Source organism: Mesorhizobium calcicola (assembly GCF_042682105.1).
Classification (GTDB): Bacteria; Pseudomonadota; Alphaproteobacteria; order Rhizobiales; family Rhizobiaceae; genus Mesorhizobium; species Mesorhizobium calcicola.
The window spans coordinates 79,547-94,131 of sequence record NZ_JBHUGY010000018.1 but is presented as its reverse complement, the minus strand read 5'-3'; the positions used below and the strand labels follow the sequence as shown (position 1 = coordinate 94,131).

General features: G+C 61.3%; 14 protein-coding genes. 6 read left to right on the top strand and 8 right to left on the bottom strand.

The window, feature by feature from the left end; all coding sequences use genetic code 11:
• Positions 1 to 173: 173 nt before the first annotated feature.
• Entirely contained in the window at positions 174 to 515 is a 342-nt protein-coding gene (locus tag ACFSQT_RS10800; protein ID WP_379018355.1) for a hypothetical protein, read from the bottom strand.
• Positions 516 to 582: 67 nt separating this feature from the next.
• On the opposite strand from ACFSQT_RS10800, the gene ACFSQT_RS10795 reads away from it, so the two are divergent.
• Positions 583 to 840, top strand: coding sequence for a glycine zipper domain-containing protein (locus tag ACFSQT_RS10795; RefSeq protein ID WP_379018353.1), 258 nt, complete (start codon positions 583 to 585; stop codon positions 838 to 840).
• 130 nt (positions 841 to 970) lie between these two features.
• Positions 971 to 1,366, top strand: a complete 396-nt coding sequence (locus tag ACFSQT_RS10790) for a cupin domain-containing protein (protein ID WP_379018351.1) — start codon at positions 971 to 973, stop codon at positions 1,364 to 1,366.
• Between the two features lie 11 nt (positions 1,367 to 1,377).
• Here the strand turns inward: ACFSQT_RS10790 and ACFSQT_RS10785 are convergent, their stop codons facing one another.
• The gene (locus ACFSQT_RS10785; protein ID WP_379018349.1) at positions 1,378 to 3,021 is read right to left on the bottom strand and encodes an alpha/beta hydrolase; all 1,644 of its coding nucleotides are present in this window, start codon (positions 3,019 to 3,021) and stop codon (positions 1,378 to 1,380) included.
• Positions 3,022 to 3,247: 226 nt separating this feature from the next.
• Here ACFSQT_RS10785 and ACFSQT_RS10780 point away from each other — a divergent pair, with 226 nt between their 5' ends.
• The 4 genes from ACFSQT_RS10780 to ACFSQT_RS10765 all read left to right on the top strand — a co-directional run bounded on the left by ACFSQT_RS10780 (position 3,248) and on the right by ACFSQT_RS10765 (position 7,072).
• Positions 3,248 to 3,745, top strand: a complete 498-nt coding sequence (locus tag ACFSQT_RS10780) for a DUF1269 domain-containing protein (protein WP_379018347.1) — start codon at positions 3,248 to 3,250, stop codon at positions 3,743 to 3,745.
• A 140-nt stretch (positions 3,746 to 3,885) separates the two neighbouring features.
• Complete coding sequence (locus ACFSQT_RS10775; protein WP_379018345.1) at positions 3,886 to 4,551, top strand: Kazal-type serine protease inhibitor domain-containing protein; 666 nt, start codon at positions 3,886 to 3,888, stop codon at positions 4,549 to 4,551.
• 80 nt (positions 4,552 to 4,631) lie between these two features.
• The gene (locus ACFSQT_RS10770; RefSeq protein WP_379018343.1) at positions 4,632 to 5,678 is read left to right on the top strand and encodes an AI-2E family transporter; all 1,047 of its coding nucleotides are present in this window, start codon (positions 4,632 to 4,634) and stop codon (positions 5,676 to 5,678) included.
• 449 nt (positions 5,679 to 6,127) lie between these two features.
• Positions 6,128 to 7,072, top strand: coding sequence for a helix-turn-helix domain-containing protein (locus ACFSQT_RS10765; RefSeq protein ID WP_379018341.1), 945 nt, complete (start codon positions 6,128 to 6,130; stop codon positions 7,070 to 7,072).
• A gap of 80 nt (positions 7,073 to 7,152) precedes the next feature.
• Here the strand turns inward: ACFSQT_RS10765 and ACFSQT_RS10760 are convergent, their stop codons facing one another.
• The 6 genes from ACFSQT_RS10760 to ACFSQT_RS10735 are packed head-to-tail and all read right to left on the bottom strand — an operon-like array spanning position 7,153 to position 14,582.
• Positions 7,153 to 7,401 carry a TackOD1 domain-containing metal-binding protein gene (locus tag ACFSQT_RS10760; RefSeq protein WP_379018339.1) on the bottom strand — a complete coding sequence of 83 codons (249 nt, stop codon included), beginning with the start codon at positions 7,399 to 7,401 and terminating at the stop codon, positions 7,153 to 7,155.
• Positions 7,402 to 7,426: 25 nt separating this feature from the next.
• A complete protein-coding gene (locus ACFSQT_RS10755; RefSeq protein WP_379018337.1) occupies positions 7,427 to 8,479 on the bottom strand; it encodes an HlyD family secretion protein in 1,053 nt (350 codons plus the stop codon).
• Positions 8,480 to 8,489: 10 nt separating this feature from the next.
• Complete coding sequence (locus tag ACFSQT_RS10750; RefSeq protein ID WP_379018335.1) at positions 8,490 to 9,755, bottom strand: glycosyltransferase family 2 protein; 1,266 nt, start codon at positions 9,753 to 9,755, stop codon at positions 8,490 to 8,492.
• Positions 9,755 to 10,303, bottom strand: coding sequence for an HdeD family acid-resistance protein (locus ACFSQT_RS10745; protein ID WP_379018333.1), 549 nt, complete (start codon positions 10,301 to 10,303; stop codon positions 9,755 to 9,757). Before ACFSQT_RS10745 ends, ACFSQT_RS10750 begins: the two co-directional genes overlap by 1 nt.
• Complete coding sequence (locus ACFSQT_RS10740; RefSeq protein WP_379018331.1) at positions 10,300 to 13,467, bottom strand: efflux RND transporter permease subunit; 3,168 nt, start codon at positions 13,465 to 13,467, stop codon at positions 10,300 to 10,302. The genes ACFSQT_RS10745 and ACFSQT_RS10740 overlap by 4 nt, the downstream gene beginning before the upstream one ends.
• The gene (locus ACFSQT_RS10735) at positions 13,464 to 14,582 is read right to left on the bottom strand and encodes an efflux RND transporter periplasmic adaptor subunit (RefSeq protein WP_379018329.1); all 1,119 of its coding nucleotides are present in this window, start codon (positions 14,580 to 14,582) and stop codon (positions 13,464 to 13,466) included. The genes ACFSQT_RS10740 and ACFSQT_RS10735 overlap by 4 nt, the downstream gene beginning before the upstream one ends.
• Positions 14,583 to 14,585 lie beyond the last annotated feature (3 nt).

The window sequence follows — 14,585 nt, the reverse complement described above, 5'->3', positions numbered from 1 at the left end:
GTCTTCATCATGACTGCGAAAATCCTGGTGGAGATCAGAAAATATGGCGGCGCGGCCTCAACACGTCGCTCGACGCTCCGACGAGCGCCCTGCGTGATGACTTCAGTGGAGCGTCCGCTGGAACCGGCATTGTGGAGGTCTATGGTGGTGGAGCTCTCTAAATTCCTGGACGTTTAGCCATGCCGGCCGTCGCAAGCATGGTCATAGAGTTTGTCTGCGGCGCCGCGAGCGGAATTACGCTCGGCCGCTGGGTGCCAAGTTTCAGCCTTGGCAGGACAGCCGACGGCATAATCGGCGGCATCGGCGGTCTGCTTTTCGTATGGCCCTCCGCCCGGATTGCGGGTGTTGGGCCTCTCATCGGCCACCACGCCGATGGCCTGACGCCGACTATGGTGATCGGAGCCGGAATAGCAGGGCTGCTCGGAGGTCTTGTCCTGATCGTGCTGGCCGGTTTCGTCGGTGCACTCATAAGAGGCTGACAGCTGCGAATGAAGAAGAAGATGGCCCTGACGCACTACGCTTTCCGCCCCATCCGGGTGCGCCACCGCTGAAGATTGCCCAGGTAGCTACGAGGAGACCACTATGAGGAAATTGGCTCTTGCGCTTGCAGTCGCGTCAGCTTTGGCAGGCTGCACCAACGCGGAAAAAGGCGCTGTGATCGGAGGGGTTGGCGGCGCCGCGCTCGGAACGGCAGCTGGCGGTAACGACGTGCGAAATGCGGTCGTTGGCGGTGCAATCGGGGCCGTCGCGGGTACCTTGATCGGAGCAGCGGCCGACCGTCGCGGATATTGTCGATATCGGGATCGGCACGGGCGAATCTTCGAGGCGCGATGCAGGTGATTGCTCGCCCCCGCCGTAACACTCGCAGGGCGCGAAACGACCCATGACCCGTTGGGCCTGCCGGGGATCCCTCGGATCGAACCTGGTCGGAGACTGGCGGTCGGCCAACGACGCGTGAAAAGAGATCAGCATGAAGGGTTTTGTGAGCGACATCGAGGAACTGACCGAAGGAAACGACGACTTCCGGCGCGTGCTCTATACGACAGGAAGGATGCAGCTCGTACTGATGGCGCTCCAGCCTGGGGAGGAGATCGGAGCGGAAGTTCATCAGGACCGTGATCAGTTCTTCCGGGTGGAAAAGGGCACAGGAAAGATATGGATCGACGGTGTTGCCTCCGACATAAAGTCCGATATGGCCATGATTGTCCCCGCAGGTGCGCGGCACAACGTGAAGAACACAGGCAATAAGCCGTTGAAACTCTACACGCTCTACGCTCCACCTGAACATATGGATGGAACGGTGCACGCCACCAAGGCGGATGCCGAAGCGTCCAAAGAACATTTCGACGGCAAGACGACCGAGTAGCGTGGCTCGTGTCAGGGCAAATGGCCGAGATGTGATTTCAATTCCGCTATCTGCCGCGAGGACCATCCCTGAACATTCGTCACCTCGATCCAGGCATCTATGTAGTGGGCGGGCGCATAGACATGTCCGTGCCCGATCGGCGCAGTCGTTGCCATGGCCATGTCGAGCGTGAGTTGCAGGAGAGTAACCACTGGGTACCACCGCAGGTCAGGCGAGACGTCCGGACCGCGCGGGGACTTCATCCAATCCGGCTCACGGTAGAGATCGCGATAGTCGAAGAATGTCACCGGATCGCTTGCATATTGGAGATAGACGATTCGCATCGGCCCCCAGACAGAGCCCGGAGCCGCTGCCTCGCCCTCCTGATTCATGAACCGAATTATCGATCCGTCACGAAAACGGGGAAGCCAGGCAGGCGACCCCGGACTACGGTCCCTGGTAAACGAACGCCAAAGGCCGCTCTGGTAGGGCGGTCCGCTCCACAGCGCGCCCTGGAACGGATCTCCGACCACGTCGAACAGGTCGGTTGATCGTTCGGAGTTCATCGCGCCCAGACTGAGGCCATGCAGATAGAGCCGCGGGCGGTAATTCTTGGGCAGCCTGATCCAATAGTCGTAGACATCCCGGAAGAGGGCCCGCGCAGTATCGGCTCCGTAGTCGGGCTCCACAAGCAGCGACAGCCAGCTGGCAAGGTAGGAGTATTGCACGGCGACGCTCGCGACATCGCCGTTCTGAAGATATTCCAGACTGTCCATCGCCGCCGGATCGATCCATCCGCTTCCGGTGGGCGTCACGACGACCAGCACCGAACGCTGGAAGCCGCCGACCCGTATCAGCTCATTCAGCGCGAGCCGCGCTCTTTTTTCGGGGCTATCGGCGGATCGCAGCCCGACATAGACGCGGATCGGCTGCAGCGCCTCCTTGTTGGTGAAAGCGTGTATTTCCTCGCCCGTCGGCCCTTCGGCAACGAACTCGCGCCCTGCCCTTCCCAACTCGTTCCAATCGAGCAATGAGGCGCTGCTGCCGGTCTTGTCGGGGTCGGTTGGCCGTGCAGTCTCCGGTTCGATCAGCGCGTCGTATTGCCTGTAGAACGAATCCGCGAAGTGAAGCGCGACACGAAACAGCACGCCACTGGTGATCGACCAGAAAAGCGCAACCGAGACGATCACGCCGACGATGTTCGAGACCCTCCTCGGCGCAAAGCGGCTAACTCTGGTCGACACGAACCGGATCGTCAGCTGGAAGAGCCGTGCCAGGGCGATGACGAGAGCGAAGGTCGCCAGTGCGAGCAGACCGACCTTGAGCGGATGCGCGCTTTCAACAAGGTCGAGGCCCATCAGCTTCCGGATCGAGTTCTGCCATTGCGCCGCCCACCAGAGGAAGATGCAAGCGACGAGCAAACATCCGACGGCGGCGACCAGTTTTGCGGCGCGCAGGCCTCGCGGCGCTGGCAACTCCAGGTAGACACAAAGCCACCGGCCGAACACGCCGATGCCATAGCCTGCCGCCAGGGCGAATCCCGAAAGCACACCTTGGGTCAGAACGGTCCGCGGAAGCAGCGTCGGGGTGAGCGAGGCGGCAAAGAACAGCGTTCCGAGAAGAAGGCCGCCTGCCGAGAGCGAATGCCACAGCCCGATCAGCCAATGCCGCTTCATGCAGACCTCCGGATTACGGCTGCGTACCGTTGAGATGAAGTAATTGCCTGCGGTGATCCGGCGCAAGTCGAAGCTGTTGTGTCGTCCTGGGCTGCAATCAAATAGGGACGGACGGCAAAGGTGTGGGATTCCCGGCTAATTTCTTCGCTGCGGTAGAGACCTAAAATGACATCCCGCAAGCTTGTGGGCTCATCTCGATCCCATCGAATTTCGCAGTGGAGGCCCCATGTCCGACCTGGTCGTCATAGTCTACCCCACCGAAGCCAAGGCTGAAGAGGTGCGCCAGCGCCTGTTTGCATTGCAGAAGGAATACCTCATCAACATCAGTGATGCCGTGATTGCGACCAAGACTGAAGCCGGCAACGTGAAGCTCAACCAGATCATGAACACGACCGTCGCTGGTGCTGTGTCAGGTAGCTTCTGGGGTTTGCTCATCGGTGTCATTTTCCTCAATCCCGTTATCGGTGTGGCGATTGGCGCCGCTTCCGGCGCGCTTGGCGGCGCACTGACCGACGTCGGAATAAACGATGCTTTCATGAAAGATCTGTCGGCCACCTTGCAGCCGGGAAATGCTGCATTGTTCGTGCTCATTCACGGAATGACCGCCGATAAGGTGCTGGGCGCAATCAAGGGATTTGGTGGCGTCGTACTCAAGACATCGCTGGACGAGACGAAGGAGCAGATCCTGCGTGAGGCGCTTAGTCAGGCGTCCGAAGCCGCATAATCAGAAGGTTCAACGCCGCTCAGGAATCGCGTGAGCCGATCGCCTAGCAACGTGGACACAACGATGGGCGCATTCGAGACTGCTGTCGTACTCGCTATAGAGGTCATCTGTGGTGCAGCGGCCGGCCTCGCTCTGGGGCGATGGACGGATCTTGGTCTGGGCGCAAAGGCCGATGCCTTGACGGGCGCGATCGGCGGACTCGCTCTGACCTGGCTGGCCGGACAGCTACCAGGCGTCGCTCGTATTGTCGGAAAGGTCGAAAGCGCAGTGGACGCCACGGCCCAAGGCGTTGGCGTCCTTACCCCGGCAATCCTTGTCGGGGTTGGCATTGCGGGATTGTTAGGCGGCCTCGTCCTTACCGCGTGCATTGCCTTTGCCGTAGGCGGAGTGAGGCGCCGAGGGCGATCCGAAGGAGACGTGAGATGACCCAGGTACAATGCCTGTTTGCCCGCCCGAGCACGTGGTTGCTGGTCGCTGCATTGTTGTCGGCGTGCACTGTCGCCGTCGATCATCCTCGTCCTGTTCCCCCGCGACCCCAGGCCTGCACCTTCCAGCATGCACCCGTTTGCGGCCGACGCGGCGAAAGGCTGCAGACATTTGGCAACGCGTGCATGGCTCGCGCCCAAGGATTCCGGGTGGTGAGCAATGGCCAGTGTCGCATATCGCGGCCGACCCCGCCGATAGCCTGTACTCGAGAGTTTGCTCCGGTTTGTGCGAGCAGGGGTGGGCGCCTGCGCACCTTCTCCAACGCTTGCCTGGCCCGTGCGGATGGTTTTCGGCCAGTCCATGCCGGCCGCTGCCGTTGAGGCTTCCGGCAGGAATTTGAGCTTGGCTTCTTTCTCGGCCGTGAACGCTTCCGTTCCGGAGATTGCGACCGTTGTGCTCGATGGACGACAAGGCAGAAGTGACGGAAACGAGTGGTCGCGGGGTGATTCACCCTGTTGCAACCGGCATTCTCATCCTCGCCGTTCTGTATTTCGCCAAATCAATCTTTATGCCGGTTGCATTCTCATTGTTCGTTCTCGCGCTGGTCTTGCCCGTTCAAATGGCTTTGCAAAGGCGGATTGCGAAGCTGGCTGCGATGCTGATCACACTGTTGCTCACGTTTGCCGTGATCGTAACCGTTGGATCCGCCATCGTCTGGGGACTCGGCGAACTGTCGCAATGGCTGTTCTATAATACCGGCCGGCTTCAGGCGATATACACGCACTGGGCGGTCTGGCTGGAGAGCCATGGCATCGCAATCGTTGGTCCGCTTGAAGAGCATTTCAATCTGATCTGGCTGATCAGCTTGACACAGGGCCTTATCAAACGGCTGAACAGCATGGCCGGCTTTGCCATATTGACCTTCATCTTTGTGATGCTTGGCCTGCTCGAAGCCGACGATTTCCAGCGTCGCCTTCGCCTCGGTTCGGCTCAACCTCAAGGCGAGATGCTCTTGCATATCGGCCGCGAAATTGGCGCCAAGGTCCGCCGTTTCATGGTGGTGCGCAGCATCGCATGCGTGCTGACGGGCTTGGTCGTGTGGGGGTTTGCCCTGGCTGCCGGGCTCGAACTCGCAAGCGCTTGGGCGGCGATCGCTTTTGCGCTGAACTATATTCCGTTCGTCGGACCGCTGGTGGCTACGATCTTTCCGACCTTGTTCGCCGTCGCGCAGTCCGGGTCGTGGCAGCTGGCCCTGATTGTGTTCCTTGGCCTGAATGCCATTCAGTTCGTTATCGGCAGTTATCTGGAGCCATTCCTGACCGGCGCATCGCTGGCGATCTCGCCTTTTGCCGTGATGTTTGCCATCTTCTTCTGGAGCTTTATGTGGGGAGTGCCCGGGGCGTTCATCGGTGTGCCGATCCTGATTGTTGTGGCCACATGGTACGCGCACGAGCCGTCGACACGCTGGATCGCAACGTTGCTGTCCGGGAGGACTCCACCGCCCTGATGTCGATCAGCTCTATTAACTAAACCCGTCCAAAGGGAGGAGGGGTGCTTTGGCAATTCAACTTGAATTGCCAGACAATTCAGGGTAGATAAATGCGCAAGCGGGGAGATGTTCTTTGGTAGAAAGATATCTCCGATGGGTTATCTTGCGTCTTTGGCGCGCACAGGCCGCGCAGTACAGTATATAGATTATGCTCCGCTAATGCATCGGAGCTTTCCCACCCTATGCCTATTATGTGTGCCGTCGAGGGTTCCGTCGTGACTTTACACGCGGCGAGATCGGCTCCGGCAGTGTTGGACGAGCCTGCGGACCCAGGAACGTTAGCTCGTGTCACGGACAAGCCTCCACCGGTTGTCCCGGAACAGATTCCAGTTCCCCGCTTCGAATTCTCGACCCGCGAGTTGTCTCCGAAGGATCAGTTTGCGGGATGGCGTCAGAGCTTCGCGACCATGCTCGACTTTATCGAGCCGAGCGATACCGCGGCGGGTTTCGCCGGCACGCAGGTTGTCTGGGACCTGGGCGATCTTGCCCTGGCCCAGGTCAGCACCAATGGTTTGAGTTTTACCAGCCTGGCGGGCCACATTCGCCGAGATCCCATTGATCATTGGTTGGTGACCCTTATCCGGGACGGCAGATCGCAGACGATCACTCCATCCAGGTCTTTTGACGGGGAGGCCGGATCGGTGCAGGTGCATTCGCTTGGCCGGGTCTTCGAGGGAAGCGTTACAGACAGCGAGATGCTGTTGCTCTTCGTACCCCGCGACTTCTGCCGCGACATGGGGTGGCGTCTCGACATGGCCGAGTTCTCCGTGCTTGGTGGAGGCATGGGGACGCTGCTTGCCGACTATCTGGCCAGTCTCGCCCAGAGGCTTCCTACGATGAATGTTGGCGATCTTCCTGGCTTGCTCAGTGCGACCAGAGCGATGCTACACGGTTGCATCGCACCATGCCCTGACCATCTCGCCGAAGCCCATGATCCGATTTCCGTCACCTTGCTCGAGCGCGCTCGTCGATTCGTGCAACTTCATCTGTTCGAACCCGACCTCGGCACCGAGCGTCTGACACGCGAACTCGGGATATCGCGCTCACGTCTCTATCGACTTTTCGAAGCTTCAGGAGGGATCGTGCACTACATCCAGCATCGGCGCCTCCTGGCGGCCCATGCAGCGCTCGCTGATCCGAATGACCGCCGTCGAATTCTCGACATTGCCGACGAACACGGCTTCTGTGATGGCGCAGAGTTCAGCCGCGCTTTCAGGCGCGCGTTCGGGTACTGCCCAACCGAAGTGAGAGCTGGTGTCAAAAACGGACCATCGAAGTGGCAGGCCGACGAGTTGCAGAACGTCGCTCCCAGCCAGCGGTTGGGCCAGTTGCTCAACAGACTGCAGGCATGATCACAGGCCAATCAAGGACGCGATCGACATTTGGCGCGCGGCGGTAAGGTTCGACAGTGCGGGCCTGTCCGGATTTGGCCTTACGCAGCTGGCGGCGAAACCATCATTTCCGCGTGGCAATTGGCGCAGCGCGCGCTAGTCCCGACAATCTCCGCGTCGCTCACGCGCAGCTCCCTGCGGCATTTCGGGCAAGTGAGGCCTGCCGGCGTCTCCGCAAAATCAAACTGCGGGCCGACATAAGCGCAGAGCATGTGATGAATGACCGAGGAAAATACCAGGCGAGCAGCCCCGCATACTGGGCAAAACGACTGATCCGCCTCGATCTGCATTTGAGTTGCGCCCCCGACGAGACAATTAGCGAAGCCCAAGAAAATCAACCAGCGCGGCGGCCGCGCGGGCGGCTACACTTGTATAGTACATGTGGATGTCGACGGTGGCGTTTAAGGCGGGCGCCACCGCGTCCTGATTGAATCGAACGCGTGCGATCTGCGCCGACTGACCAGCGGGCCGCCCAACAGTCTGCTCCGCGCCGAGCACGTCAGAGACCGGCAAAATTTCGGCGATCGCGCCCAAGATTCGCCTGTTGCCGAACAGCACGAAGACTTCATCCCCCACCTTCGGATCGACCAAGCGATGGTTCGGAACGTACCAGTCGACGTAGATGTCCGTCGTATCATAAATTTCGGCAATGGCAGTGCCCGCCACCAGCGACTGCCCGATGCGCGCGAAGCGCCGCGACACGACGCCGGCGATCGGCGCGACAACCCGGCCATCGGCGAACTCACGCTCGGCCTGGTCGAGGTGCTGCTGCAGCCGCTGACGGAATGCGCTCAAGGATTCGATCTGGACGGAAGCCTCCGCGGCTTCCGCCTCCTGCGAAGCGACGGCTTTGAGCGCCTGCGCGCGAGCGTTGAGGACCTCCATCTGGTAGGAGAGGCTCGCGCTTGCGGAAGGGGCAGCTTCGAGGCGTTTCACCGCCTCCTCGGTGAGTCGCAGGTAGGAGCGCACCGCCTCAAGAGAGTCCCGCGCGACACGCGCCCTAATCCGCAACTCGGCCTCGCGGCCCGCAAGGTCGGCCAGCGCGCGCATGTAGGTCGCGACGATCTCGTCCTGCTGCGGCGAGCGAACTTGCGCAATCTCGTCGCCTGCGCTGATCTTGTCGCCGGGTGCCACATGAGTGTCGATGACCTGCACAACATAGGGCAGCGACACCAGCTGTCGGGGCGCCGATACGATGCCGGGTCCGCCGAGAAAGACGAGTGGCGCGCCGAAATAAATGATGACGACGGCGAGCAGTCCAAAGACACTCGTGCCGTAGACGATGCGGACGAACCGTCCGGCCGTGCGCCGGCGACTCTCGATCGGATCGGGAATATTGGGATCAAGGCGGTTGAGCTCGATGTTCATCTGTTTCGTCTCAGTTACGGTCGCTCAAGAGCGCGCGACGAACGCGCAGCGGCACGTAGTCGTCATGCCGCGAACTAGCGAACAGGATTTCGGCTGAGTAGGTCACGAACCGCGCGCACTTCATGACGATACCCTGGTAGAGCGGGAAGATCAGCGACACCGAAAAGCCAAAGAAGCCGGCGGAATTGTTAAACAAAGCGAATGCAAGCGCAACGTTGAACAACGATATGACAAGCATCAGTATATATACGGCCCCAAGAAAAATAATCGCACTCTCTCCAAGCACAGAAACAATGTAGATCAAATAAAATGGGAAAATGAGCGTAGGAATCAAGTCGAGAACGATGAAGTCCAGTCTTTGAAGCGTGTCCGGCAGCCGCTCGTGTGGGTGGAGCAGACTGAATTCGCCATACATCAGGAAGCGGACTCGCAAGGCGTCCCGGTCCCAGCGCGCCCGTTGCCGCAACAGACTGACGGGGTTGTCCGGAACGGCTGTGGTTGCCCAGGCATCCGGTACAAAGCGGACAGCATGGCCCAAGCGGCGCAGGCGCAGAGTGAATTCCAGATCCTCGCCGGGACCGACATCGAGCCCGCCCTGCTGCATGAATACCTCGCGCCGGTACATAGAGCAGGCGCCGGAACAGCACGCGATGGCCTCGATCATGTCGAGGAAAGAACGTCCCGCTGACAGCGACATCAGATACTCGACGCTCTGAAGCCCGGTCGTCAGCGTTTCTCGCTCGTTGGCGACGTCGATGTTGCAACTCGCAGCCGCCACGTGCGGGTCGCGGAAAACAGCTGCCATCCGCGACAGCGTCGTCGGATCGAAGGTCGTATCCGAATCCGCGGTCAGCAGCAGATCGCCACGGGCGAATCGCGCCGCCGCGTTCACTGCTGCGCTGCGGCCGCAGCGCGTGCCGTGGCAGATGATCATATCCACCTCGCCGCGCGCGCGAGCGCGCTCACCGATTGCCCGGGTCGCATCGGTGGATCCGTCATCGACGACGATGATCTCAAGCGGCGGCAAGGTCTGCCGGCGCAGTGAAGCGATCGAACTGTCGAGCCCGGCGGCGCCGTTGAAGGCCGGCAGGATGACGCTGATTGAAGCGTCGCCGGGCGGCGCGTGGCCATGCCCGGGCCTCGTCAGAATGAGGAGCAGAGCAAGCGAGATCAAGGACAATGTGTAGCGGGGAATGTCGAAGATCAGCGCCGCGAACATCAGCGAGAACAAATTCGTTCCGGCCAGATGTTGCGCCAACTCGAACACGCGGGCCACTACGCTGTCTTGGCCGCTGGTACCCAGCCGTTTGTCAGCCAGGCAATGCCATGCGAAATGAGGTCGATACCCAGCAAAAATCCAAGCACCCAAAGGCCGGTCGTGGGCCATCCAGTCAGGATAACAAGTCCGGCCAGAAATCCGAATGCTCCGGACAGAACCATCGCCCAGCCGACGTCGCTCCAGTGCCTGACGCCGACAAAAAGGCGCACGATGCCCGAGGCCACAAGCAGCAGTCCGAGGACGTAGGTCAGGACAAGGGCGCCTGACACAGGCTGCCTCACCACCATGGCACCAAAAACAATATACAGGATGCCGAGGAGGAATTGCCATATGAAGCCGCCCCATCCCTTCATCCAGAAGGCGTGCATCATCTCGAACGCACCCACCACGATGGCCGTAACACCAATGACAATGGCGCTGATCACGGTAGCCAGCGCGACGTCGCCCAAGACGAATATGCCCCCGACAATGAGAACGAGGCCAAGGAGAAGACGAACCGATGTGGGTGGCAAAGTCGATGCGGTTCCATTCTCATAGGCAGTCATGGCTTCCTCCTCGATTGCTGGACTCCCTCATTGGTGTCGATCCCTGCCTTCGTCCGGACAGTGGCCCATTCCGCAATATGCTGGATCGCCGCGAATAAGGCCGGGATGATGAAAAGGCCGATCGTCGTTGCGGCCAGCATGCCGCCAAAGATTGTGACGCCCACCGCCTGGCGCGCGCCGGCTCCGGCGCCGGTGGACACCGCCAGTGGAACAATGCCCAGAATGAAAGAGAGAGCCGTCATCATCACGGCACGGAAGCGCTGCTCGGCGCCAAGTCTTGCCGCTTCGGCGATCGGTTGCCCTTCCTCGCGGCGTTCCTTGGCGAATTCGACGATCAGGATGGCGTTCTTCGACGCCAGCCCGATGAGCAGCACGATGGCGATCTGCACATAAAGACTGTTTTGCAGTCCGAAAAGCATGAGCGCCCCTGTAGCGCCGAACAAGGCGGCTCCAAGGGACAGAATTACGGCGATTGGAAGCATCCAGCTTTCATACTGCGCTACCAGGAACAGATAGGCGAACAGGAAGGCCAGTCCGAAGATCATGGTCTCCTGTCCGGCGCTGCGCCGTTCCTGGAACGACAGGCCGGACCACTCGTAGCCATAGCCGACCGGCAGCGCCTGGGCCGCGACGCGTTCGATGGCATCCATCGCCGCTCCGGAACTGCCGCCTGGCGCGACTTGGCCGTTGATCTGTGCCGCTACCGAGAGGTTGTAGCGGGAGATGACGAAGGGCGCGAGCACCGTGCTGGTCGATACGACCGCCCTGAGCGGCACCATCGCACCCATCCGGCTGCGAACATGGAGATTGAGGATATCCTCGGCGTCCCCGCGATGCTCGGCGTCAGCCTGCAGGTTGACCTGGAAGACTCGCCCCTGCAGCGTGAAATCGTTCACGTAACGCGACCCGAAGCTGGCACCGATCGTCGAATAGATGTCGGACACGCTCAATCCAAGCGCTTCGGCGCGGGTCCTGTCGACATCGACGTAAATCTGCGGCACGTCGGCGCTGAAGGTTGTCGCCACGCCGCCGATTTCCGGCGCCTGGTTGATCGCCGTAACGAATGCTCGCACCACCGCCGCGATCTCTTCCGGCGGCTGCCCCTGCAAAGCCTGGAGGCGCAGATCGAGGCCACCGACCGCGCCGATGCCGGAAATGGCCGGCGGCGAAAAGACGGCAACATTGGCGCCTGGAATGGTCGAGAATTGCGCGCGCAATCTTGCGAGGATGGCGTCCAGCCGCAGATCTGGCGTGTTGCGCTGATCCCAGGGATCCAGCGCCGCGACCACCATCGCTCCGTTGGGAGATTGCGTCCCCTGCACGATGCTGAAGCCGGCGACCGAAATAACGTTTTCGACGCCTTTCGTTGCCGACAGAGTCCTTTGAACCTCACCGACAATCGCCCTCGTGCGGTCGAGCGAGGCGGCATTCGGAAGCTGGATATCGACAAACAGGGCGCCCTGGTCCTCGTCCGGGAGGAAGGTGGCGGGGAGACCGCTGAACAGCAGGTAGGCGCCCAGGAAGCAGGCGGCAAGCGCGGCGAGAGGTATGATCCACAGGCGCACCAGGAAACCGACCAGCCGACCATAGCTGACACGCGTCGCGTTCATGAAGCGCGCGAACCAGCCAAGTGGACCGCGCCGGTATCCGCTCTGTCCGCGCCTCAGCAAGATCGCGCTGAGCGCCGGGCTGAGCGTGAGGCCGACAACGGACGAGATAACCAGCGCCGCCGACAAGGTGACCGCGAACTGGCGGTAGAGCTGCCCGCTTATGCCGGACAGGAAAGCTGTCGGGATCACCACGGCGAGGAGCACGAGCGTGGTGGAAATGATCGGACCCGTGATCTGCCCCATCGCCTTGCGGGCGGCCGCCACCGTTTCGACCGTGGGTTCGTCCTCCATGACATGCTTGACGTTCTCGACGACAAGAATGGCGTCGTCGGCGACCAGTCCAATCGCCAGCACCAGGGCCAGCAGCGAGATCGAGTTTATCGAATATCCGAACGCCAGCAGGACGGCGATGGCACCCAGCATTGCGACGGGCATGGCCAGCGCCGAGACCAGGGTGGCACGCCAGTCCTGCAGGAACAGGTAGGTGACGACGAGCACGATGAGGAAAGCCTCGCCGAGGATCCGCACGATGAGCGAGAGGCTCGTCCGGACGAACCGTGTCGCGTCGTAGACGACCTGGTATTGGAGGCCGGGCGGAAACCTGGGTGAAAGGCGCTGTAGCTCGGCGAGCACGGCGTTGGCGGTCTGGATCGCGTTGGCTCCCGGCGCCTGGTTTATCTGAAGCATCGCCGTGTCATGCCCGGCGAAGCTCGCGCTCGATGAATAATTACGAGCGCCGAGTTCTATACGCGCGATATCGTGCAACCGCACGATCGCCCCGGCCCCGCCGGTGCGTATGACGATGTCGCCGAATTCATCCGTGCTCATGAGGCGGCCGCGGGCCACGAGCGTATATTGCAGCTCGGTGCCTTCCCGCGCCGGTGGGGCGCCGGCCTGGCCAAGCGAGGCCTGGATGTTCTGCCGCTGAATGGCGGTGGCCACGTCATCGGCCGTTATGCCGAGAGCATCCATGCGTGCCGGATCCAGCCATATGCGCATTGAGTATTCGGACGCGCCAACGACGGAAGCCTCACCGACACCGCTGACACGCGAGAGCGCGTCGGCGATCGTCGTCGAGGTGAAATTGGTGATCTGCAGCACGTCGAGCTTGCTGTCCGGAGAATAGAAGGCGATGCCGAGCACGAAATCGGGCGATCTCGACCGCACGGACACGCCTTGCTGGGTGACCGCGGCCGGCAATTGGGAAATCGCTAGTTGCGCCCTGTTTTGCACATTGACCTGCGCAATGTCTGGATTTGTGCCGACTTCGAACGTCACGGACAGCGAATATTGCCCGGCATTCGAACTCGTCGACGACATGTACATCATGTTGGGGACGCCATTGATGGCCGTCTCCAGGGGCCCGCCGACGACATCGGCAATCACTTCCGCGCTCGCGCCGGGATAGACGGCAGAGACGCTGACGGTGGGCGGCGTGATCTCTGGATATTGCTGCACCGGCAGCGAAAAGATGGCGATCGCGCCCGCAATCGAAATGACGATCGACAAGACGATCGCCAGCCGGGTGCGGGTGATGAAGAGATCGGAAATCATGAGCCGCCGCCGACCGGCTGGCCTTGGCTCGGCTGAACCGTCATGCCTTGGGCGAGACGTTGGATTCCCTCGACGACGACCTGCTCGCCGCCGTCGAGGCCCTTGGTGACTGCCCACCCATTGCCGACGCGTGCGCCCGTGTCGATGCGCTGTTGCGAGACGATATTGTCCTTGCCTAGCAGATAGACGAAGCGCCCCTCGCGATCCTGCAGCACCGCAGTCTGGGGCACCACCGGCAAGCTGGGGGCGTCTTTCTCCTTCACATAAAGAGTGACGAACTGCCCCGGCAGGAGGATGTGACGAGGATTGGGGAAAACCGCACGGGCCGCGACTGTCCCGGTCTGCGGGTCGATCTGGTTCTCGATAAATTCGATTCGGCCGGGCGTGCCGTAGTCCGTCCCGTTGGCAAGACGCAACGAAAGCTTCAGCGTATTCGGATCGAGGTTGCTGCCGCTCGCCTCCTGCTGGCGGATCGTCACAAGCAACCCCTCGGTCACTGCGAAGGCGACGCGGACCGTATCCAGGCTGACTATCCGTGCCAGCGAGCCGGAATCCGGCCCGACCAGATTGCCCGTCGTGAACGTCGCACGGCCGATGTTGCCGGAGATCGGCGCCATGATGCGCGCATAGGCCAGGTTGAGTTCGGCGGTGCGCAGGGCCGCCTCTGCAACCTGCACATCGGCGGCAGCGACATCGAATGCCGCCTGGACCTCGTCCAGGGTGGCCTGCGAGACCGTTCTTCGAGCGAATAGGTCCCGGTTGCGCGCCAGGCTCCGCTCGGCCGATATTCGTGTTGCCTCGGCACGCGCCACCTGCGCCCGCGCCGAAGCGACCAGCGCATTAAGCTGATCCGGCTCGATTTCAAACAGCGTGTCCCCAGCTTTCACGGTCTGCCCATCCTTGAAATCGACGGAGTGCAGAAAGCCGGTGACGCGGGCCCGGATGTCCACTGCTTCGATCGCCTCCACACGACCCGTAAACTGGACGGGGCTGCTGACCCGCTGAATCTGGATCTCCTCGACGACGACGGCAGGCGGCGGCCTTGCGCCAGGCTGCTGGGCAAAGGAAATCGAGCTGATGAAAGGAGGCGCGGCGCCCGCCAGGGAAGCAGCCATCAA

What these genes read in the sequence shown, in the direction of transcription:
- ACFSQT_RS10790 (WP_379018351.1), top strand. Translation starts at nt 971, where the DNA reads ATGAAGGGTTTTGTGAGCGACATCGAGGAACTGACCGAAGGAAACGAC.
- ACFSQT_RS10785 (WP_379018349.1), bottom strand. Translation starts at nt 3,021, where the DNA reads ATGAAGCGGCATTGGCTGATCGGGCTGTGGCATTCGCTCTCGGCAGGC.
- ACFSQT_RS10760 (WP_379018339.1), bottom strand. Translation starts at nt 7,401, where the DNA reads ATGCAGATCGAGGCGGATCAGTCGTTTTGCCCAGTATGCGGGGCTGCT.
- ACFSQT_RS10740 (WP_379018331.1), bottom strand. Translation starts at nt 13,467, where the DNA reads ATGATTTCCGATCTCTTCATCACCCGCACCCGGCTGGCGATCGTCTTG.
- ACFSQT_RS10780 (WP_379018347.1), top strand. Translation starts at nt 3,248, where the DNA reads ATGTCCGACCTGGTCGTCATAGTCTACCCCACCGAAGCCAAGGCTGAA.
- ACFSQT_RS10765 (WP_379018341.1), top strand. Translation starts at nt 6,128, where the DNA reads ATGCTCGACTTTATCGAGCCGAGCGATACCGCGGCGGGTTTCGCCGGC.
- ACFSQT_RS10735 (WP_379018329.1), bottom strand. Translation starts at nt 14,582, where the DNA reads ATGGCTGCTTCCCTGGCGGGCGCCGCGCCTCCTTTCATCAGCTCGATT.
- ACFSQT_RS10755 (WP_379018337.1), bottom strand. Translation starts at nt 8,479, where the DNA reads ATGAACATCGAGCTCAACCGCCTTGATCCCAATATTCCCGATCCGATC.
- ACFSQT_RS10745 (WP_379018333.1), bottom strand. Translation starts at nt 10,303, where the DNA reads ATGACTGCCTATGAGAATGGAACCGCATCGACTTTGCCACCCACATCG.
- ACFSQT_RS10775 (WP_379018345.1), top strand. Translation starts at nt 3,886, where the DNA reads ATGGACGGATCTTGGTCTGGGCGCAAAGGCCGATGCCTTGACGGGCGC.
- ACFSQT_RS10795 (WP_379018353.1), top strand. Translation starts at nt 583, where the DNA reads ATGAGGAAATTGGCTCTTGCGCTTGCAGTCGCGTCAGCTTTGGCAGGC.
- ACFSQT_RS10770 (WP_379018343.1), top strand. Translation starts at nt 4,632, where the DNA reads ATGGACGACAAGGCAGAAGTGACGGAAACGAGTGGTCGCGGGGTGATT.